Source organism: Duganella sp. CY15W, from assembly GCF_009857555.1.
GTDB lineage: Bacteria > Pseudomonadota > Gammaproteobacteria > Burkholderiales > Burkholderiaceae_D > Rugamonas > Rugamonas sacchari.
The window spans coordinates 694,431-714,766 of the sequence record NZ_WWCQ01000003.1 but is presented as its reverse complement, the minus strand read 5'-3'; the positions used below and the strand labels follow the sequence as shown (position 1 = coordinate 714,766).

At 63.2% G+C, this 20,336-nt stretch carries 17 protein-coding genes; 7 read left to right on the top strand and 10 right to left on the bottom strand.

Features of this window, described 5'->3' with window-relative positions:
- Nucleotide 1: 1 nt before the first annotated feature.
- Nucleotides 2-1,762: a methyl-accepting chemotaxis protein gene (locus tag GTP58_RS18215; protein ID WP_161078640.1), complete on the top strand. Its 1,761-nt coding sequence runs from the start codon at nucleotides 2-4 to the stop codon at nucleotides 1,760-1,762.
- Nucleotides 1,747-2,457 carry an alpha/beta hydrolase-fold protein gene (locus tag GTP58_RS18210; protein ID WP_161078639.1) on the top strand — a complete coding sequence of 237 codons (711 nt, stop codon included), beginning with the start codon at nucleotides 1,747-1,749 and terminating at the stop codon, nucleotides 2,455-2,457. The genes GTP58_RS18215 and GTP58_RS18210 overlap by 16 nt, the downstream gene beginning before the upstream one ends.
- On the opposite strand, the gene GTP58_RS18205 is transcribed toward GTP58_RS18210, so the two are convergent.
- The gene (locus GTP58_RS18205) at nucleotides 2,454-3,992 is read right to left on the bottom strand and encodes a sensor domain-containing diguanylate cyclase (RefSeq protein WP_161078638.1); all 1,539 of its coding nucleotides are present in this window, start codon (nucleotides 3,990-3,992) and stop codon (nucleotides 2,454-2,456) included. The genes GTP58_RS18210 and GTP58_RS18205 overlap by 4 nt on opposite strands.
- A gap of 59 nt (nucleotides 3,993-4,051) precedes the next feature.
- A complete protein-coding gene (gene waaF, locus GTP58_RS18200; RefSeq protein ID WP_373924755.1) occupies nucleotides 4,052-5,119 on the bottom strand; it encodes a lipopolysaccharide heptosyltransferase II in 1,068 nt (355 codons plus the stop codon).
- Between the two features lie 142 nt (nucleotides 5,120-5,261).
- Between waaF and GTP58_RS18195 the strand changes: the two genes are divergently transcribed.
- Nucleotides 5,262-7,538, top strand: a complete 2,277-nt coding sequence (locus GTP58_RS18195; protein ID WP_161078636.1) for a glycosyltransferase family 9 protein — start codon at nucleotides 5,262-5,264, stop codon at nucleotides 7,536-7,538.
- 6 nt (nucleotides 7,539-7,544) lie between these two features.
- Here GTP58_RS18195 and GTP58_RS18190 read toward each other — a convergent pair whose 3' ends face one another.
- Nucleotides 7,545-8,159: a response regulator transcription factor gene (locus tag GTP58_RS18190; protein WP_229215630.1), complete on the bottom strand. Its 615-nt coding sequence runs from the start codon at nucleotides 8,157-8,159 to the stop codon at nucleotides 7,545-7,547.
- A complete protein-coding gene (locus GTP58_RS18185; protein WP_161078635.1) occupies nucleotides 8,146-9,762 on the bottom strand; it encodes an ATP-binding protein in 1,617 nt (538 codons plus the stop codon). The genes GTP58_RS18190 and GTP58_RS18185 overlap by 14 nt, the downstream gene beginning before the upstream one ends.
- A 230-nt stretch (nucleotides 9,763-9,992) precedes the next feature.
- Here GTP58_RS18185 and GTP58_RS18180 point away from each other — a divergent pair, with 230 nt between their 5' ends.
- Both GTP58_RS18180 and GTP58_RS18175 read left to right on the top strand, forming a co-directional pair.
- Nucleotides 9,993-10,967: a VirK/YbjX family protein gene (locus GTP58_RS18180; RefSeq protein ID WP_072788833.1), complete on the top strand. Its 975-nt coding sequence runs from the start codon at nucleotides 9,993-9,995 to the stop codon at nucleotides 10,965-10,967.
- A gap of 42 nt (nucleotides 10,968-11,009) precedes the next feature.
- Complete coding sequence (locus GTP58_RS18175; RefSeq protein ID WP_161078634.1) at nucleotides 11,010-11,243, top strand: DUF6139 family protein; 234 nt, start codon at nucleotides 11,010-11,012, stop codon at nucleotides 11,241-11,243.
- Nucleotides 11,244-11,330: 87 nt separating this feature from the next.
- On the opposite strand, the gene dnaE is transcribed toward GTP58_RS18175, so the two are convergent.
- The 3 genes from dnaE to GTP58_RS18160 form a co-directional block, all read right to left on the bottom strand.
- The gene (gene dnaE / locus GTP58_RS18170) at nucleotides 11,331-14,873 is read right to left on the bottom strand and encodes a DNA polymerase III subunit alpha (protein WP_161078633.1); all 3,543 of its coding nucleotides are present in this window, start codon (nucleotides 14,871-14,873) and stop codon (nucleotides 11,331-11,333) included.
- A gap of 69 nt (nucleotides 14,874-14,942) precedes the next feature.
- On the bottom strand, nucleotides 14,943-15,227 hold the full coding sequence (locus tag GTP58_RS18165) for a type II toxin-antitoxin system RelE/ParE family toxin (protein WP_161078632.1): 285 nt from the start codon (nucleotides 15,225-15,227) through the stop codon (nucleotides 14,943-14,945).
- Complete coding sequence (locus GTP58_RS18160; protein WP_229215629.1) at nucleotides 15,224-15,550, bottom strand: ParD-like family protein; 327 nt, start codon at nucleotides 15,548-15,550, stop codon at nucleotides 15,224-15,226. The genes GTP58_RS18165 and GTP58_RS18160 overlap by 4 nt, the downstream gene beginning before the upstream one ends.
- On the opposite strand from GTP58_RS18160, the gene GTP58_RS18155 reads away from it, so the two are divergent.
- The gene (locus tag GTP58_RS18155) at nucleotides 15,549-16,427 is read left to right on the top strand and encodes a sulfurtransferase (RefSeq protein WP_161078631.1); all 879 of its coding nucleotides are present in this window, start codon (nucleotides 15,549-15,551) and stop codon (nucleotides 16,425-16,427) included. The two genes, GTP58_RS18160 and GTP58_RS18155, sit on opposite strands and share 2 nt — an antisense overlap.
- Before the next feature lie 8 nt (nucleotides 16,428-16,435).
- Here the strand turns inward: GTP58_RS18155 and GTP58_RS18150 are convergent, their stop codons facing one another.
- Entirely contained in the window at nucleotides 16,436-16,639 is a 204-nt protein-coding gene (locus GTP58_RS18150) for a DUF6447 family protein (RefSeq protein WP_072788826.1), read from the bottom strand.
- Between the two features lie 29 nt (nucleotides 16,640-16,668).
- Nucleotides 16,669-17,757, bottom strand: a complete 1,089-nt coding sequence (locus tag GTP58_RS18145; RefSeq protein ID WP_161078630.1) for an acyltransferase — start codon at nucleotides 17,755-17,757, stop codon at nucleotides 16,669-16,671.
- 91 nt (nucleotides 17,758-17,848) lie between these two features.
- On the opposite strand from GTP58_RS18145, the gene GTP58_RS18140 reads away from it, so the two are divergent.
- Nucleotides 17,849-18,940, top strand: a complete 1,092-nt coding sequence (locus GTP58_RS18140) for an acyltransferase (protein ID WP_161078629.1) — start codon at nucleotides 17,849-17,851, stop codon at nucleotides 18,938-18,940.
- 38 nt (nucleotides 18,941-18,978) lie between these two features.
- Here the strand turns inward: GTP58_RS18140 and GTP58_RS18135 are convergent, their stop codons facing one another.
- Nucleotides 18,979-20,328 carry a TolC family outer membrane protein gene (locus GTP58_RS18135; RefSeq protein ID WP_161078628.1) on the bottom strand — a complete coding sequence of 450 codons (1,350 nt, stop codon included), beginning with the start codon at nucleotides 20,326-20,328 and terminating at the stop codon, nucleotides 18,979-18,981.
- Nucleotides 20,329-20,336: the final 8 nt, after the last annotated feature.

Below are 20,336 nucleotides of genomic sequence, written 5' to 3'. Positions count from 1 at the left end.
CATGCGATTCTCCGACTTTGGCATCACCCGCAAGCTCTACCTGGGCTTTGGCGCGGTGGTCGTAATTCTGGCGGTGCTGCTGGGCAGCGCCTACACCAACTTCGAGCGCCTGGTCCAGGCCAACGGCTGGAACAACCATACGCACGAAGTGATGGCGGAAACCCAGTCCATCCTGGCCAGCCTGCTCAATATGGAAACCGGCGAACGCGGCTACGCGCTCACAGGCGAACAGGCCTCGCTGGCGCCGCTCAACGCCGGCAAGAGCGCGTTTGAGGCCCACCTGCAGCAGGCGCGCAAACTCACGGCCGACAACCCCACCCAGCAGGAGCGCCTGCAAAAGCTGGCGCAGGCGCAGCAAGCCTGGTATGCCAGCGCCATCGAACCGGCGCTGACCATGCGCGCCAAGGCCAACGACGGCGGCAGCATCGATCCGCTGCTGAACTTTGAACGCGAGGGCCGCGGCCGCGCCGGCATGGACAGCATGCGCGCGCTGCTCGACGAGATCAGCGGTGCGGAAGCGGCGCTGCTGGGCAAGCGCGCCGCCGACGCCGCCTCGCTGCAAAGCCTGACCGCCAACACCATCATCATTGGCGGCCTGCTGACGATTGTGCTGGCCACCGCGCTGGCATGGATACTGAGCCGCAGCATCGTCGGCCCGCTCAGCGATGCCGTCCGCATCGCGCGCACCGTGGCCAGCGGTGACCTCAGCAGCCACATCGAGGCGCGTTCGCGCGACGAGACCGGCCAGATGCTGCAGGCGCTCGGCGATATGAACCAGAGCCTGCTCAACATCGTGGGCGAGGTGCGGCGCGGTACCGACACCATTGCCACTGCCACCAGCGAAATCGCGCGCGGCAACCAGGACCTGTCGACGCGCACCGAGCAGCAGGCCAGCTCGCTCGAGGAAACCGCGTCGTCCATGGAAGAGCTGACCGGCACCGTCAAGCAGAACGCCGACAATGCGCGCCAGGCCAACCAGCTTGCGGCGTCCGCGTCGGAAGTGGCCAGCAAGGGCGGCGCGGTGGTGGCGCAGGTGGTGGAAACCATGCAGTCGATCAGCGCCTCGTCGCAGAATATCGTCGAGATTATTTCAGTCATCGACGGCATTGCGTTCCAGACCAATATCCTGGCGCTCAACGCGGCCGTGGAAGCGGCGCGCGCCGGCGAACAGGGACGCGGCTTTGCGGTGGTGGCCTCCGAGGTCCGCACGCTGGCGCAGCGGTCCGCCGCTGCGGCCAGGGAGATCAAGGCGCTGATTGTGGATTCAGTCGACAAGGTGGATGCCGGCAGCAAGCTGGTCGAGCAGGCCGGCATCACGATGGAAGAAATCGTCGGCAGCGTGCAGCGCGTCACCACCATCATGCAGGACATTGCCTCGGCCAGCGAAGAGCAGATCGCCGGCATCGAGCAAATCAACCAGGCCATCAGCCAGATGGACAATGTGACGCAGCAGAACGCCGCCCTGGTCGAACAGGCCGCCGCTGCGGCCGCTGCGCTGCAGGAGCAGGCGGCCAGCCAGGCCAATGTGGTCAGCGTGTTCAAGCTCGATACGCGCTATGCGGCGGCGGTCAGCGCGCCGCCGGCCAGCCCGGCCGCGCCGCGCCTGGCGCCAGCCCAGCCGGCACGTGCCAAGGCTGCCGCATTGTCCGCGCCTGCCGCACCTGCAGCGCCGGCCGCTGCATCGGCACCGGCAGCGGCACCGGCAGCGCGCGCACCGCGTAGCACCACCAAAGCCGGCGGCGACGAGTGGGAGGAATTCTGAACCAGCCACCGCCCTATGCCGACGGTTGCCTGCATGCGCGGCCCGATATCCTGCGGCAGATCGCCCACCAGCGCCAGCCGCCGCTGAAAACCGGCACGCACCAGCTGTCGTTTGCCGACGGCCGTAGCGCCATCCTGCACGTGCCGCCGCACGCCGACGGCCAGTTGCTGCCGCTGCTCTTGCTGCTGCACGGCGCCGGCGGCCAGCACGGCGGCGCCGACCACATCGCGCTGGCGTATGCGGTCCGCCACGGCGTGCTGCTGCTGATGCCCGCGTCGGCTGGGACCAGCTGGGACTTCCTGCGCGGCGGCTACGGCCCTGACCTGGCCTTCCTCGACCGCACGCTGCTGTGGACCATGCAGCGCTACGAAGTGGATCAACAGGCCATGGCCATCGCCGGCTTTTCCGACGGCGCGTCCTACGCGCTGTCCGTGGGACTCATGAACGGCGATCTGTTCAGCGACATCCTGGCGTTCTCGCCGGGCTTCATGTCGCCGCTGCGGCGCCTGGGCCAGCCGCGCATCTTTGTTGCCCACGGCAAGGATGATCCGGTGCTGCCGGTACAGCGCGGGCAGGCGATCGCCCAGCGGTTGGCGCAGGAAGGCTACGTGGTCGAGTACCAGGAATTCGACGGCGCCCACATCGTGTCGCCGCCGGTTGCGCGCGCCGCGCTGCAGCAGCTGGCGGCGCGCTAGCCGTCGACCGGCGGCGCCAGGCAGACGCGGTTGCGCCCGGCCGATTTGGCCACATACAGCGCCTTGTCGGCTGCCTCCACCAGCATCGACGCCGCGTGCACGCCGCGCTTGGGCGACATGGTGGCCACGCCGGAACTCAGCGTCACCTGGCCCAGCGGACTGCCGCTGTGCGGCATCTGCAACTGCTCGACAGCGAGACGGATGCGCTCGGCCACCGCCTGCGCGCCTTCAATGTCGGTATTCGGCAGCAGGATGCCGATTTCCTCGCCGCCGTAGCGCGCGGTCAGGTCGCCGGGGCGCTTGGGCGTCAGCGCGCGTATCAGCTTGCTCACGGCGCGCAGCACTTCATCGCCGGCGCTGTGGCCATAGACGTCGTTGTACTGCTTGAAGTAGTCGACATCGATCATGATGAAGGCCAGCGTATCCGCATGGCGCGTGGCGCGGCTGAATTCATTGCCCAGCGTGACATCGAACTGGCGCCGGTTGGCCAGCCCGGTCAGGCCATCCTGCATGGCTTGACGCTCCAGCGTGCGGTTGGCGCTTTCCAGCGCGTCGCGCGCCTCGCGCAATGCCGCTTCGGTCTGCGCGCGCAGGCGGATCTGGTCCACCAGCCGCTTGCCAAAGAAACCGATCAGCGCGGCCAGCACCACCACACCGACCGAGCGCGTGAAGGTGTCGCGCCGCCAGCGCTCCAGCATTTCCTCGCGCGACAACGCGGCCGAGACGAACAGCGGATAGTGCTCCAGCGGGCGGTAGCTGTTGAGGCGCACCTCGCCATCGTGGAAAGAGTGCAAGAAGGCGCTGCCGGTGCGTGCGGCGCCGCTCAGCGCCGCGTAGTGGCGGAACAATTCGCTGTCGCGCATGCTGCCGCCCACCCGTTCACTGTCAAACGGCTGGCGCAGCATCAGCACGCCCGTGTTGGACACCAGCGCCACCGCGCCGCGGTTGCCGACGTCAAAGCTCTGGTAGAAACGGCGGAAGTAATCGATGTCCAGCGTGGCCAGCACCACGCCGCCAAAACTGCCGTCGGCCCGGTTCAGGCGGCGCGACACCGGCATGATCCACTTGCCGGTGGAACGGCTGATGACCGGGTTGCCCACATGCGGGCCACGGTCGGCGTGGTTGCGGTGATAGATGAAATATTCACGGTCGGCGTTGTTGTAGGCCTGGTTCTGTACCCCGCGCGAATTGACGACCCAGCGGCCGCGCTCATCGTAGACAAACAGCCCCACCAGCTGCGGCAGATTCTCGACCTGCGCCGCCATCTGCTTTTGCACACGCACCAGCACCTTGCCGTCCTGGCCTTCGGTCTCGATGCGCTCGACGATGTCAGCCAGCGAGGTGTCGGCCGCCTTGATGGTGTCGTCGGCCTGCTGCGCCATGGCGCGCGCCACGTTGGCGCTCAGGCGTTCCATCTCCTGCAGCTGGCCGCTGCGCGCGTCGATGCTGCGCCATACATCGAGGGCGACCAGCGACAGGCAAACCACCGTGACAAACACAGTGGCCCAGAAGGTGATGGAATAGCGCTTGAACATATTGAAACGCAGAGCGTTGCTATCTCTGCTTTATACCGCAAATTGGGTGGCTGTGCCGCTTAAGCTGCTGCCAACATGGGCTGCAGACTCTGCCAGGCCAGTTCCGGCGTCAGTTTAACCATACAGTCCTGGTGGCCCAGCGGGCATTCACGCTGCTTGCATGGGGCGCACGCGAGCCGCAGCGACAGCGACGCCGCCAGATCGGAAAACGGCGGCGCGTGGTCGGGATCGGTGGGGCCATACAGCGCCAGCACCGGCCGGTTCAGCGCCGAGGCGATGTGCAGCAGGCCGGAGTCGTTGGCCACCACGGCCGCCGTGCGCGCCAGCAGTGCAATCGCTTCGCCCAGGCTGGTAACGCCGGCCAGGTTGAACACGGCCGCAGCGGGCAGCGCGGCGGCCACTTCGGCGCAAGCCTCGTGGTCTTTGGGTGAACCCAGCAGCGCAATCTGCGTGGCCGGTTCACGCGCCAGCACCGCTTGCGCCAGGCTGGCGAAATGGCGCGCCGGCCAGCGCTTGGCGCCGCCAAACTCGGCGCCGGGCGCCATCGCCACCACCGGCCGCGCCGGATCGAGGCCGGTGCGCTCGAATACCGCCGCCACCTGGGCGTCGCTGGCCACCAGGCGCGGCCGCGGCAGCGCGGCGCGCAAGCCCGGTCCCTGCACCGTCACGGGCGGCCTGGCCAGTGCAGCATAAAACGGCACCATCGGGCGCGGCGGCAGTTCGTCGTGGTGCATCACATTAATCATGCCGTAGCGGCTTTCGCCCTTGTAGCCGACGCGCTGGCGGATGCCGGCCAGCCACGGGATCAGCGCGTACTTGATGGTATTGGGCAGCACGTAAGCATCGGCATAGCCGCGCTGGCGCAGCAGGCGCGCGAACTTCCAGCGCTGGCGCAATTGCAGCGCGCCGTGGCGGAACGGCGTTTCCAGCACCTCATCGACTTCGGCCACCTGGCGCCACACGGGCGACACGGCCGGCGGCGCCAGCACATCGATCGGCCGCTCCGGATGGGCGGCACGCAGCAGCTGCAACAGCGGTTGCGCCATGACGGCGTCGCCTATCCAGTTGGGGGAAATGATCAGCGTGCGCGGCGTAACGCCGGCACTGGCGGTTTTTTCGGGTGACACGCGTTCTCTCGTCGTCAGGGCTGCAGCCCGGATCGGCCGATTATCGCCCATCGCCGCCCCCGCCACAAGCCATCGCCGCCCCGGGCGCCACTGTTATAATCATTTTATTTATCATCGTCGTCGATCACCCTAACGCGCACCAATGAATACTGTCAGCTCTTCGCGGCCGCTCACCGAAAGTGGCAGCCCGGCCTCCTCGACGCTCCTGTTTGCCCTGCCGGCCCTCGCGCTGAGCAGTAAATCCGGCCTCGGCGCCGTGCAGCTGGTGATCCTGCTGATCTTTATCCGCCACTTCACCCCGGTGTTGCGCGGCTACCTGCGCCACTGGGGCGAGCTGTCGGGCGTGACGCTGGCATTCCTGCTCTACTTCTTGGTCTCGCTGGTGCGCATGGTGGTCGACCACCAGCCGCTGCACACGCTGGACGGGCCGTCACGGCTGCTGTTTGGCCTGTCCTGCATCGGCGTCATGTACTACCTGCGCCCGCGCATCCGCTACTTCTGGCTGGGCCTGTGCATCACCACCTTGCTGGCGGCGGCGGTGGCAGCCTACCAGGTGCTGAGCGGCCAGATGGAACGCGCGATCGGCTTCACCCACCACGCGATCACCTTTGGCGACCTGGCGCTGGCGTCCGGCCTGATGTCGGCCTGCGGCCTGGCGGCGTTCCGCGATCCACGCCTGGTGCGCCTGAACTGGCTGCCGGGCCTGGCGCTGGTGGCCGGCCTGCTGGCCTCGGTGCTGTCCGGCTCGCGCGGCGGCTGGCTGGCGCTGCCGCTGGTGCTGATTCCGCTGCTCACCTATGGCAAGCGCATGTACGGCAACAAGCTGCCGCTGCTGTGCGCCCTGATGCTGGGCCTGCTGGCGCTGGCGTTTGCCATTCCCGCCACCGGCGTTGCCGACCGCGTCTGGCTGGCGCTCATGGAAGTGCGCCGCTATCTCGATACGGGCGACGCCACCACGTCAGTCGGCATCCGCCTGGAACTGTGGCGCGCCTCGGTCATGATGTTCATGGAACACCCGCTGCTGGGCGTGGGCCGCGACGGCTTTGACAACGCGCTGCACGCGCTGGCCGCCAGCGGCCGCCTGCAGCAATCGCCGGCGCTCGAATACAGCAGCAGCCACAATGATTTGCTGCACCACCTGGCCACCGGCGGCATCCTCGACGCCAGCCTGCTGCTCATGATGTATGTCGCGCCGCTGCGCTACTTCACGGCCGAACTGCGCCGCCAGGACCAGGGCCAGCATCCGCTGGCGCTGGCCGGCGTGGTGCTGGTGGCCGCCTTCATCGGCTTTGGCCTGACCGACGTGATGTTCTGGCTGATGATGCCAAAAGTGTTTTACGTGATGATGGTGTGCAGCCTGATCGGCATGTGCCTGGCGGTGCGCCACAGCGCGCCGACGCCGCGCCGCATCCTCATCACACGCACCGACAATATCGGCGACGTGGTGCTGACGCTGCCGCTGGCCGGCTACCTGAAACAGCTGTACCCGCAGGCCGAAATCGTGTTCCTGTGCCGCCGCTACGCCGCCGCCGTGGTGGCCCAGTGCCGTCACGTTGACCGCGTGCTGACGCTGGAAGAGCTGGGACCGGACCTGGCGCGCGGACTGAAACAGACCGGCTGCGACACCGTGCTGTTTGCGTTCCCGCGCCGCGAACTGGCCTGGGCCGCGCGCCGCGCCGGCATTGCGCGCCGCATCGGCAGCACGCGCCGCATTTATCACTGGCTCAGCTGCAACCGCCTGGTCAATCTGACCAGCCCGCTGGGGGTACGCCTGCACGAAGCCCAGCTCAGCTTCAAGCTGCTGCTGCCGCTGGGCATCGACTACGTGCCCGAACGCGAGCAGATCTGGACACTGTATGGCCTGGACATCCCCCGCCATCCGGACGCCGACGCCGTGCTGGCCGGCCCTGGCTTCAAGGTGATCCTGCATCCGAAATCGAACGGCAATGGCCGCGAATGGCCGCTGGCCCATTACACCGAACTGGCGCGCCTGCTGGGCAAGATGGATGGCGTGCGCGTGCTGGTCACGGGCAGCCCGGCCGAGGGCGAACTGCTGGCGCAGCAGGCGCCGGAGCTGCTGGCCCTGCCGAATGTGGAGAATCTGTGCGGCCGTCTGGACCTGGCGGCATTTACCGCGCTGGTCGGCGGCTGCGATGGCCTGGTGGCCAGCGGCACCGGTCCGCTGCACCTGGCTGCCGCACTGGGGCGCCCGGTGGTGGGCCTGTTCCCGCCGCTCAAGCCGATCGACCCGGTGCGCTGGGCCGCGCTGGGCCAGCGCGCCCACAATCTGGTCAATGAGCCGTCCTGCGGCCACTGCGCCGATCCGGCCCAGTGCAGCTGCATGCTGGCCATCACGCCACAGCAGGTGCTGGCCGTGATCCAGGGCTGGCGCGCCGAACAGCTGGCGCCAGCGGCCTGAGGCGTTTTACTCTTCCTGTTCGAGCATGCTGATACGGACCAGGTCGGCAACGTTGTCGACCCCCAGCTTGCTCATGAGGCGGGCCTTGTGCACCTCGACCGTCCGCACGCTGATACCCAGCGCCGGGCCGATATCGCGGTTATGCCGGCCCAGCACCACCAGCTGCATCACTTCGCGCTCGCGCGGCGTCAGTTCGCTGAGCAGGTTGACGCTGCGGCTGCGGCGCTGCTGCTCGCTGTGATTGGTGCGCGCGCGTTCCAGCGCTTCATCAATCGCGGCAATCAGCTTGGCGTCGTCAAACGGCTTTTCCAGGAAATCCACAGCATCGGCCTTGAACGCGGCGCGCGCCGTGCTGACATCGCCATGGCCGCTCATGATGACCACCGGCATGCGGCAGCCACGATTGATCAGCTCGCGCTGCAAGGTCAGCCCGTCCATGCCGGACATGCGGATATCCACCAGCATGCAGCCATTCCAGGCCGCCTGCCAGCCCTGCAGAAACGCTTCGGCGCTGGAAAATACTGCGGTCCGGTAGCCGCGCACCCCCAGCAGCAGGCCCAGCGCATCGCGCACGGCGGGGTCGTCATCGACGATGAATACGGTTAAATCATGCTGCAACATAGTTCTCCTGCCCTTCAACTACACGGCGCGCCAACGGCAGCGCCAATCTGAAAATACCGTGATCGCCCACTTCGGCCCAGAGCGAGCCACCGTGCGCTTCCATGATGGCCCGGCTCAGCACCAGGCCCAGTCCCAGGCCACTGGCCTTGGACGATACAAAAGGTTCAAACAGGCGCGCCGCCAGATCGGTCGACACACCCTTGCCGCTATCTTCCACCGTCAGCTGCAGGCAGCTGCCTTTGCCCAGCCGCTTGCTGTCGAGCTGCTGCGCCGAGACCCGGATGCTGCGCGCACCACCGGGCTGCTCGCGCACCGCGTCCAGCGCGTTGTCCAGCAGGTTGCGCAGCACCAGCTCGATCTGCAGGCGGTCGGCCAGCATCGACAGCGCCGGCATCTCGTCCACCTGCAGCGTCACGCCGTGCTCGCGCAACAGCGCGAAAAACTGCTGGCTGACGTTGGACACCAGCTGCGCCGCATCGACCGGCTCCAATTTCATGGCGCCGGTGCGGAAGAAGTCGCGCAGGCGGCGCACCACGTCGGCCGCGCGCGAAGACTCAGCCATCATGCGCTGGATCGCGCTTTTCAGCATGTCGCCGCCCTCGCCGCGTTCGACCAGGTATTCACAGGCCTTGCCGTAGGCGCCCAGTGCGGTCAGCGGCTGGTTCAGCTCATGCGCCAGCGCGGCGGCCATCTCGCCTGCCGCCGCCAGCCGCAGCGACTGTTTCAAGTCGTTGGACACCTGGCGCAGCTCATCGACCACGATCCCCAGCGAAAACCCCACCAGCGCCAGCATCGCATCCAGCATCTGCAACTCCGGCACCTCGATGTTGACGGCGTTATTCCACTTCACCAGGCCGCCGATACCGAGCTGCAGCACAAACACCATGAGCGCCGTGCCGTACAGGCCCTGCCGCGACGCCGCCCAGATCACGGGCAGGAACAGGAAGTAGAAATGCTTGAACTCCGACGTCTCGATGGTGCCAAACACCAGGAACAGCACGCAAATGGCCAGCGTCAGGTAGCCCAGCGTTTCATACTGCCACACCGTATCACGCAAACGCTGCCGTCCTGGTGCGCTGGACAACATCCACACCAGCGGCATCGACACCACCACGCCAACGATGTCGCCTATGCCAAAGCGCAACACCACGGCCGCCCACTGTCCCGGCGGGATCAGCCCGGCCAGCGACAGCAGCGACATATACACCACATCATTGAGCAGGCAGCCGCCCACCACGATGAGCAGCCACTGGAACAGCTTGTTGCGGCTGTCAAACACCCCGCTATTGCCGAATTGCCGTTTTAACACGACGCCAATCAGGCCATAGCCCAGTACCAGCCACAACGATAACAGCAAGGTTAGCACCAGCCCGGCAGGCATGCCGCGCACCAGCACTTCGCCCAGCACCAGCGCCAGCCACCACGGCAGCGCCGAACGCCAGCCGTAAATCAGCCAGAACACCAGGCCCAGCGCCGGGTCGGGATTCCAGGGCGTGATATTCAGTCCATACAGCGGATCAATATAAGTTGCCCAGTCGAATAGCAGGTATAAGGCGATGAACGCCGGGAATACCAGATAGCGGGTCGGAGAGCTTGCGGTCATACGGGCGGGTGTGTATCGCAATGTATCATTATGCGTTGCCAATCTTCATCTTGCATTGCTTTTTGCAACTACGGGCAACCCTTAGCATTCCAACATCTCCTCTATACAACACTTCAACTGTCTAAGTAGCAATTATTAAGGGAAAACCGTAGTTCTTTACCCCAATTTACAATACGTTACACAGCATTTACACTCGCGACTCGCCTATGGCTTTTCTAGAAGAGTTCACGATGTCGCAGTCCATTACCATCCTCTCAGGTGTTGCCGGCTTTGTCGGTTTGACGCAGTGGCGCGAAGCGCTGAAGCTGTCGACACGCGCTGCCCTGCAGCGCCGCGCGACCTTTGGCTGGCTGGAACTGCTGAACTCTCATCCACTGTTTGTCGACCTGGTCAAAGCCCGCCCACGTCTGATCTACAAAATCTATCGCCCTTACCTCACCGATACCATGAACTGCGTGCAGCGCCTGGAGCTGCTGCGCACGCATTATCGGCATCTGTTCCGCCTTGGCCTCGGCCCGCTGGCGGTGCAGGCGGCGCGTGGCCCGGTGACGCTGGCCAACATCGAAGGCAAAGGCGGCCTGCACTACCAGCTGCACCTGCGCGCGATCGAACCGATGGAACGCGAAGGCGAACTGGTGCTGCAACTGATGCAGGACGGCGGCCTGGTCTACAGCTGCGCGTTCTCCTTCATGCAGGGGGAAACCGGCATGATGCTGGGCATCGGCTGCATGCAGGGTCCCAAGGATGAACGCGGCCTGCAGCGCATCAAGGACGCCACGCGCGAACTGCACGGCATGCGCCCGAAAAACATGATGATCAAGCTGCTGAGCCAGTTCGCGGCCGACCACGGCTGCGTCGCGCTGCGCCTGGTGGGCAATGACAACCGTACCGTGCGCAGCGCCACGCGCCAGGGCAAGGTCCACGCCGACTACGACACGCTGTGGCAGGAACTGGGTGCAGTGCAACGTGCCGATGGCGACTACCAGCTGGTCAGCGAAACCATCTGCGCGCCGGACCTGGCAGCCATCCCGTCGAAGAAACGTTCGGAAGCGCGCAAGCGCCATGAAACCCTGTGCGAACTGGCGCAGGCCATGGCAATCAGCCTGCACGCACCACGCATCGAAGCGGTACCGACGCCGCTGGGCCAGCAGTACGTGACGCTGGCGCCTGGCGCGCGCGATGGAGATGAGTACGCACTAGCGTAAGAAAATCCGGTACCATGGGCTTTTCGTCCGAGGAGAAATACCATGCGTGTGGATATTTATTGCCGAGATGAAGCACAAGGCAAGCATAGCTATCTGGCGGTTCCTGAGGGTAAACCGATCCCACAGGAAGCCACCAACACCGACTGGCACCCCGAAGCCCAGCATGTGGAAGTCGACGACGACCACGACGAACTCCCCCACTACCATATCGAGCATCCCCTGGCCCAGATCGGCGCCAAGGGCTATGCCATCACCGGCGTCAGCCAGCAGTTCTGACGGCTGGGGCGGCACCTTTATACCCCGCACACCGTTGGCGCCAGGGTCTGACCCCATGCGGGGTCAGACCCTTCTGTGCGGGGTTAGTTAATATTCGACCGCGACGTCGCGCGCGCCCAGCACCTGCTGCAGCGCCAGTTGCAGCTCGTCCGACGGCGCCACGCGCCACGCTTCGCCCAGCTGCAGCACGCAGCTGACGCCCTGCGGCTGGATGCGCGCGGAGATCGGCAAGCCATCGGCCTGGCGGTACGGCGCCAGCACTTCCGCCACCTTTTTCGCATCGACCGTGGTCGGCAGCGCCATGCCCAGCTGCTTGCCGTGCTTGACGCGCGAGCTGATGATGTCGAACACCTTCTCGGCCGAAATGCGCAGGCCGCCATTGAAGCGGTCTTCCGACACCTTGCCGATCACGGCCAGGAATTCATCTTCCTTGAACATGTGCTTGTGTTCTTCAAACACCTCGGCATACACGGTGACTTCCACCACCGCGCTCTTGTCATCGAGCGTGACGATGAGCAGCTTGCCGCGCTGGGTCATCTGCGGACGGATGCCGGTGATCACGCCACACAGCATGCGCGGATCGCGCGACGGCTCCAGGTCGGCCAGCTTGGTACGCGCAAAACGGCGCGCTTCGCCCGCGAACGAATCGAACATGTGGCCGGACAGGTAAAAGCCCAGCGCGATCTTTTCTTCGGCCAGCTTCTGGCGGTCGGTGAACGGCGCGGCCTTGACGTAGTCCGGTGGCGGCTCGAGGTCGCTGTCGTCGCCGCCAAACAGGCTGACCTGGTTGGCCGACTTGGCCTGCTGGTCGGCATATTCCATCGCAAAGCCGACCGAAGCCAGCAGCACAGCGCGGTCGACGCCAAAGCTGTCAAAGGCGCCGGCGCGGATCAGCGACTCGATGGTGCGGCGGTTAATCTGCTTCTTGTCCACGCGCTTGCAGAAATCGAACAGGCTGGTGAACGGACCGTCGGCATTGCGCGCGGCGATGATGGCCTCGATGGCGTTCTGGCCGGCGCCCTTGCACGCGCCCAGGCCGTAGCGGATCTGCGTGACTTTCTTGCCGCTCACCGAAGGCGGCGGGCCGTCCGGCACAAAGCGGAAGTCGGACTTGTTGATATCCGGCGGCAGGATGGTCAGGCCGCAGATATCGATGGCATCCTCGACCAGGATCTTGACCTTCTCGGTGTCCTCCATGGCCAGCGACATATTGGCTGCCATGAACGCGGCCGGATGGTGGGCCTTCAGGTAGGCCGTGTGATAGGACAGCAGCGCGTAAGCGGCAGCGTGCGACTTGTTGAAGCCGTAGCCCGCGAACTTTTCCATCAAGTCGAAGATCTCGTCGGCCTTGGCTTCAGTCAGGCCGTCCTTGGCCGCACCGGCGCGGAAGATGGCGCGGTGTTCGGCCATCTCCTCGGCTTTTTTCTTACCCATCGCGCGGCGCAGCATGTCGGCGCCGCCCAGCGAGTAGCCGCCGACGATCTGCGCCATCTGCATCACCTGCTCCTGATACACCATGATGCCGTAGGTTTCGGACAGAATCGATTCGGTGCGCGGATCGGGATAATCAAACTTCTCGCCGTGCTTACGTTTGCAGAAGTCCGGGATCAGGTCCATCGGACCCGGACGATACAACGCCACCAGCGCGATAATGTCTTCGAAGCGGTCGGGACGCGCATCTTTCAGCATGCCCTGCATGCCGCGCGACTCCAGCTGGAACACGGCGACGGTTTTCGCCTTGGTCAGCAGATCGTAGGAAGGACGGTCGTTCAGCGGCAGCTTGGCCAGGTCGAAGTCCTTCTCTTCCGGATCGAGCGCCTTGATGTAGCGGACCGCGCGGTCCAGGATGGTCAGCGTGGTCAACCCCAGAAAGTCGAACTTCACCAGGCCGACGGCTTCGACGTCGTCCTTATCGTACTGCGACACCACGCCGCCATCGCCGCCCTGCGTGTACAGCGGGCAGAAGTCGGTCAGTTTGCCCGGCGCGATCAGCACACCACCGGCGTGCATGCCGATGTTACGCGTGATGCCTTCCACCTGCTGCGCCAGGTCCAGCAGTTGCGCCACTTCTTCCTCGTTCTGCTGGCGCTCCTTGAGCATCGGCTCTTCCTCGATCGCCTCGGCAATCGACACCGGCTTGCCCGGCTTGAACGGAATCAGCTTGGAGACGCCATCGCAGAAGTTGTAGCCGAAGTCCATCACGCGGCCGACGTCGCGGATCGCGCCCTTGGCCGCCATGGTACCGAAGGTGGCAATCTGCGACACCGCATCGCGGCCGTACAGATCCTTCACGTGCTGGATCACCAGCTCGCGCTTCTCCTGGCAGAAGTCAATATCGAAGTCGGGCATCGAGACCCGCTCAGGGTTCAGGAAACGTTCGAACAGCAGATTGTATTTGAGCGGATCGAGGTCGGTGATTTTCAAGGCATAGGCCACCAGCGAACCCGCGCCCGACCCCCGGCCCGGTCCAATCGGCACATCATTGTTCTTGCCCCACTGGATAAACTCCGCCACGATCAGGAAGTAGCCGGGGAACTTCATGTTGATGATGGTGTTGTTCTCGAACTCCAGGCGCTCCTCGTAGCGCGCGCGGTTCTGCTCGCGCTTGACCGGGTCCGGATACAGCTGCTCCAGGCGCTCTTCCAGGCCCTTGCGGGTTTCCGCGCGCAGGAACTCGTCGATCGTCATGCCCGGGGTCGGGAAGTTCGGCAGCTGCGGCTTGCCCAGGGTCAGCGTCAGGTTGCAGCGCTTGGCGATTTCCACCGAATTTTGCAGCGCGGCCGGCAGGTCGCGGAACAGCTGGCCCATCTCGGCCTGCGTCAGGAAACGCATCTGCTCGTTGAACTTGCGCACGCGCTTGGCATTGGCCAGCATCTCGCCTTCGGCAATACAGATACGCGCTTCGTGCGCGATGAATTCTTCCTGCGACAGGAACTGCACCGGATGGGTAGCCACCACCGGCAGGCCCAGCTTGGACGCCAGCGCCACCGAGTGGCGCACCTGCATCTCCTGGTTGGCCTGGCCAGCACGCTGGATCTCGATGTAGAAATGGCCCGGGAAAATGCCGGCCCACTTTTGCGCGTTGGCCTCGGCCAGCGCCGGGTTGCCGTTTTCAATCGCCATGCCGATGTCGCCAAAGTGGGCGCCGGACAGGGCGATCAGGCCGTTGGCCGGGGAATCGTCCGGCAGCAGCGCGTAGGTTTTCGACGTCAGCTCTTGCAGCCACTCGGTGCGGATCTCCGCGCGGCCCTTGTACTGGTTGGTCAGCCAGGCTTGCGACAGCAGTTCGCACAGCTGCAGATAACCCATTCGGTTCTTGGCAAACAGCATCAGGCGCGACGGCTTCTCGCGGTTTTCATCGTTGGTGATCCAGCAGTCGACGCCAACCACCGGCTTGATGCCCTTGCCGCGCGCGGACTTGTAGAACTTGACCATGCCGAACATATTGGCCAGGTCGGTGACCGCCAGCGCGCCCTGCTGATCCTTGGCCGCCTGCTTGATCAGATCGTCGATCCGCACCAGGCCATCGACGATGGAATACTCGGAGTGCACCCGCAAATGGACGAAGGACGGTCCCGCCGGCACCACGGCGGTGCCAGCCATTGCTTGTTCGTTTGCTACCATGTTCATAGGCGGGTTCAATACAGGTTCAATAACCCCCTATTTTACCGCGCAGCGGACCATACCGATAAATCTGATTCAGCCAGAGCGCTTGATATCGCGATAAAAGTTCTCGTGCGGGCCAAGCGCTTCGAGATAGATTATCTGTATGCCATCGTCCAGCGTATAGCCCAGCAAATAGAGCTGGCCTGCGCTGCGGAACTTGTGTACCCACAGCGTCGCCAGGTCGCCCTTCTTGCGCTCTCCCCCATGCGGATCAGACTGCACCGCCACGACGGCAGTATCGACATCGGCAGCTATTTTGTCCGGCAATTTCTTGTATTGGCGGGCAAAGCGTCTGGTCTGCCGAACCGCCCACATCATTTGCTCCGACTGCTGCGGGGAACGAAGGCCTGGGCGGATTCGCGCGGTTCGGCCAGGGAGGCCAGCGACTCGGCGATGAAGCTGACCGGCAGATCGGGATTGTCGAGCGCTGCCCGGCCCACACGCGCCCAGAACTCGATCTGCCCTGCAATAGAGCGATGCTCAATGGCAGCGTCCTGCTTGGCCTGTTCATACAGGTCCTGATTAATACGGATTGACGTGCTTCCAGCCATCGCAAGCTCCTTTACTACATTTGTGGTAATAATCTTAGCACCGAAACGCGTATAATGTCGCCTTTCCCTTTTTTGTTCCCACACCATCATGCAAGCTAATACTGCTTTACAAGCTGAAGCGCATGCTGGCGCTGCTCAGCACGTCAACATCGCCGCCTACAAATTCGTCACCTTCGATAACACCGAAGCGATGCGCCCTCAGTACCAGGACATCTGCAGCCGCCTGGACCTGAAAGGCACCATCCTGCTGACCCCGGAAGGCATCAATATGTTCCTGTCCGGTCCGCGCGGAAACATCGACGAATTCCTGCGCTGGGTGCGCAGCGACGCCCGCTTTGCCGATCTGGAAGTCAAGGAAAGCCTCTCGGCCGAACAGTCGCACAAGCGCATGCTGGTCAAGATCAAAAAAGAAATCATCACCATGCGGATGCCGCTGATTAAGCCGGAAGACGGCCGCGCGCCATTCGTCGAAGCGCACACGCTCAAGCGCTGGCTCGACAACGGCGTCGACGACCACGGCAAGCCGGTAGTCATGGTCGATACCCGCAACGACTTTGAAGTGGACGTAGGGACTTTCGACAACACGGTGGACTACCGCATCAAGAAATTCACCGAGTTCCCGGACATGATCGCCGCCCACAAGGACGACTTTGAAGGCAAGACGGTGGTGACCTTCTGCACCGGCGGCATCCGCTGCGAAAAAGCCGCGATCCACATGCAGAACATCGGCTACGACAACGTCTACCAGCTCGAAGGCGGCATCCTCAAGTACTTCGAGGAAGTCGGCGGCGCGCACTACACGGGCGACTGCTTCGTTTTCGACTACCGCACCGCGCTGAATCCGAAACTGGAACCGACCGAAACCGTACAATGCTTCAACTGCCGCGCCGTGGTCACGCCACGCCAGCAGCTGGCGCCGGAATACGTCTACGAAAAATCCTGCCCGCACTGCTACGGCAAGCAGTAAGCAACAGCTTATTGGCGCGCGCGCGGCACCAGTTGCTGCAGCGCCGCCTGATAGGCGTTACGCGCGGTCTGATACACCGCCAGCTGCGAAGTCAGCTGCGCCATCTGGGCATCGACAAACTGCAGATTGGCCACCTGCTCCTGCGCTTCCTGGCTCAGCTCACTCACCTTGTAGCTGATGCCATCGACCGTCACTTCCAATTCATCATCCATGCCTGCCCTCCTGAAACCGTGAGGCAGAATTATAAGCGCACCGCACCATAACTTCCCCGCAAACGCAGGAACGGTTCTTCGATGGTGTGATAGCTCAGCGTGGCCACCGCCCACACCAGACCGTACACCGTCACCAGCACCAGCCCCGCGTCCAGCCAGGCAATGCCGGTCCAGTGTGGCAGGCCGAATTTCTGCGCCAGCATCTGGATCACGCCCATGTGCAGCAGGTAAAACGAAAAACTGATCTTGCCGCCATGCGCCAGCCCGCGCTCCAGCCATCCGGGCAAACGGCCCTGCCAGCTGACCCAGCTCAGGATCACACCCGCCCACACCAGGCTTTCCATCATTGACCAGCTGATCCAGAACGGCGCGTGCGGCGCCACGTTGTACGGCGCCACGTGCGCCTGCAAGGCGCTGGCGCCGGCCGCCAACAGCAGCGCGGGCAATAGCAACCACCCCGCCCAGCGCTGCAGCCACAACTGGTGACGCTGGTACAGCATGGCCGCCAGCATGCCCATCACAAACTGGTCGAAGCGGCCGACAAAGGTGCTGAAGTACATCAGCGAACTGTGCACGCTCTCGCGATAGGCCATGAGTTTGAAGATCAGCAGCATGGCCAGCAGTTGCAGCAGATAGCGCATGCCACGTTCCATGGCAAAACGGCTCAGCCACGGGAACAGCAGGTAAAACATGAATTCCAGGGGAATGCACCAGGCCGCGCCGGTAATCAGGTTGCGCGAGGTGGGCGAGTCGCCAAGGTTGGCCGTGAACAGGTAAAACAGGTCTTGTGGCTGGAAGCTGTCGCGGTTAAGCGACAGTGCCAGCACGAAGATGGTCAGATAGAGCGGCGCGATCCGCAGCACGCGGTTGCGCACGAACGGCGCATAAGCGATCTGCCGCTGGAACTGGGCGATCCGCATGAACAGGAAACCGGACAAGGTGAAGAACAACGCCACACCAGTGTGGCCTTCAATGATGAGCCCGGCCCATTTGCTGTCGATACCGCCGCCGCCAAGGTTGCGCCACTTCAGCTCAAAGTGAAACAGGAACACCAGCGTGGCGGCAAACCAGCGCAACTGGTCAATCCGTACGCTATAGGGCAGGTTCAGTGACTTCATCGGCTGGCCATCTCCCGTTTCAAAGAAGAACTTGCACACTATAATAGCGCGCAACAATCTGAAACCCCGTTCAACTGTATTGCGGTTCGCCATGAAAAAATTCATCTTCGCCAACCAGTTGCGTGGCATCGCCGCCATGCTGGTGGTCATGACCCACTACTTCGGCACCTTTTTTGCCGAACAGGATCTGCTGGCGGCCCGCACCTTCTCGCCCAATCTGCACCTGTTCAAGGGCGCCTGGGTGCATTTTTTTGAACTGGAATACCAGGGACCGTTTGGCGTGGGCCTGTTCTTTTTAATCAGCGGTTTCGTCATCCCGTTCAGCCTGCGCAAGACCAGCCTGCCCGGCTTCCTGGTCAACCGCGCGTTGCGGATTTTCCCGACCTATGCCTGCTGCCTCGCGCTGGGAACGCTGGCGGTCTACCTGAGCGCGCGCTACTGGGGCCAGGCGTTCACCTATGACGCCAAGGTGCTCGCGGCCAACGCCCTGCTGGTGCACAACCTGCTGGGCTTCCCGTCCATGGATGCGGTCAACTGGACGCTGGCAATTGAAATCAAATTCTATCTGCTGATGGCGGTGGGTGCGGCAGCGCTGTTCCGGCCGTCCCCGGTGTGGCTGCTGGGCTTTCTGGCGGCAGCACTGGCGCTGACGTGGAACGGCGAACATGGCGTTGCCATCGCCACGCCGCTGCTGATGGAATTGAACTATATCGTTTTCATGATGACCGGCTGCCTGTTCTACCAGCATGCCACGCAACTGATCTCCACGCGCGCGCTGGTGTGGCGTTCGCTGCTGACGGTGGCAGCCTTCAGCTGGAGCTGGTCGATGGGGCCGCAGCAGGGCCAGTTCCCGGCGGTGACCGTATGGTACTACTGTGCGTATCTGGTGTTTGGCGTGTGCTACGCGCTGCGCGACCGCTTCCGCCCCGTGCGCGTGCTGGACTTCCTGGCCGCGATCAGCTATCCGCTGTACTGCGTGCACGCACTGTTCGGCTACTGCGCACTGAAGATCCTGATCGACCAGGGCTGCCGCTACGGCGTGGCGATGCTGATTACCCTGCCCTGCACACTGGCGCTGGCGTACGCGGTACACCGTACGATGGAAAATGGCAGCAATGCCCTGGGGCGCCGCTGGGCTGCCGCACTATCACGGGACAAACTGCCAGCGGTAGCGCAGACATAAAAAATGGCAGCCGAGGCTGCCATTTTCATTCATCCAAATTAATGGAAATAATTACCGATTTCACGAATGTCGTCGATACTAATAACACCTGCCGCCGACTTCAACCGCAACGACGACATCAGATAGTTGTAGCGAGCCTGAGCCAAATCGCGGTAAGTGGCGTTCAACTGGGCTTGGGCATTTAACAAATCCAGATTAATGCGAATACCACCTTTGATACTTTGCTCTGTCGCCTTAACTAACAACTGCCCCGAGTCAACCGCCTGATCCAATGCACGTATTCGCGCGACACTGCTGACCACGGTCGTATATTGCTTGCGCAGATCTAGCATTACCTTATCGGTACGAATCTGCAGCTCATCGCGTGCCTTGGCCAAGCCTGCAGCAGCCTGACGCGTAGAAGCGCTAACAGCACCACCAGAATACAATGGAATGTTGATCTGTACACCGATTGAGCGCACGGTCTGATCCTGGTTATAGGTATTCAGTGTGTCCGAGTTACTTTTCGTGTAGCTGGCAACAAAGTCTACACGCGGTGTATGACCTGCCCGGTTTTTATTGACCTCTTGCTTAGCCGCTTCGATCGCATAGGTCTGCGCCTCAAGGTCCGGATTATGTTCCAGTGCCATTTTATGCCAGGTTTCGAAACCACCTTCTGGCATAGGCGCAATGCGGAACTGTGGCAGCAATTCGTCCAGTTGCGTGACATCTTGCCCGATCAGCGTCCCCAGCGTTGCCCGCGCTACCTGCTGATTATCCAACGCTTCCAACAGCTGCGCTTCGGCGAGATCCAGTTTGGATTGGGTTTCCAGCATGTCCGTTTTGGTGCCTTCGCCCTTCGCGAACATACGGTCATTGACCTTTTTCTGTTCCAGATACATGGCGCGCTGCGATTCAATGATCCGCACCTGCTCATTAGCGAACAGTGCTTCGACATACGCGCCACTGACGCGCACCATCACCTCTTGCAGACGGCCGGTGTAATTGGCATCGCTGTAATCGGTCTGCGCTTTACCTTGCTTGTAGCGCGCCCAGGCATCCAAACTGAAAACAGGCTGCCTCAGCGTTACGCTGCTTGAACGGCTGTAGTAGACCGGATGGTCTGGTGGCAGATCACCTTGCTTAAGATGGGTAATCTGGTCAGCGCGGTTCTTCGCCGCGGAATAGCTAGCCTGTACACTTGGCAGCAAATTAGACCGCCCGAGGTTGGCGTACTCCTTGCCCCCCTGTGCATCATGCAGCGCACTCAGGTAGGTTGGGTCATTATTCAGCGCCGCCTCATAGGCCTGCATCAGACTAATTGCGGAAGCATTGCCAGCAGCCAGCAGGCTGGCCAGCACCGCGCCAACCAGCTTACCCAGCTTGGGCTGGCGGGCAAGTTTGTGCATTGTCTTCA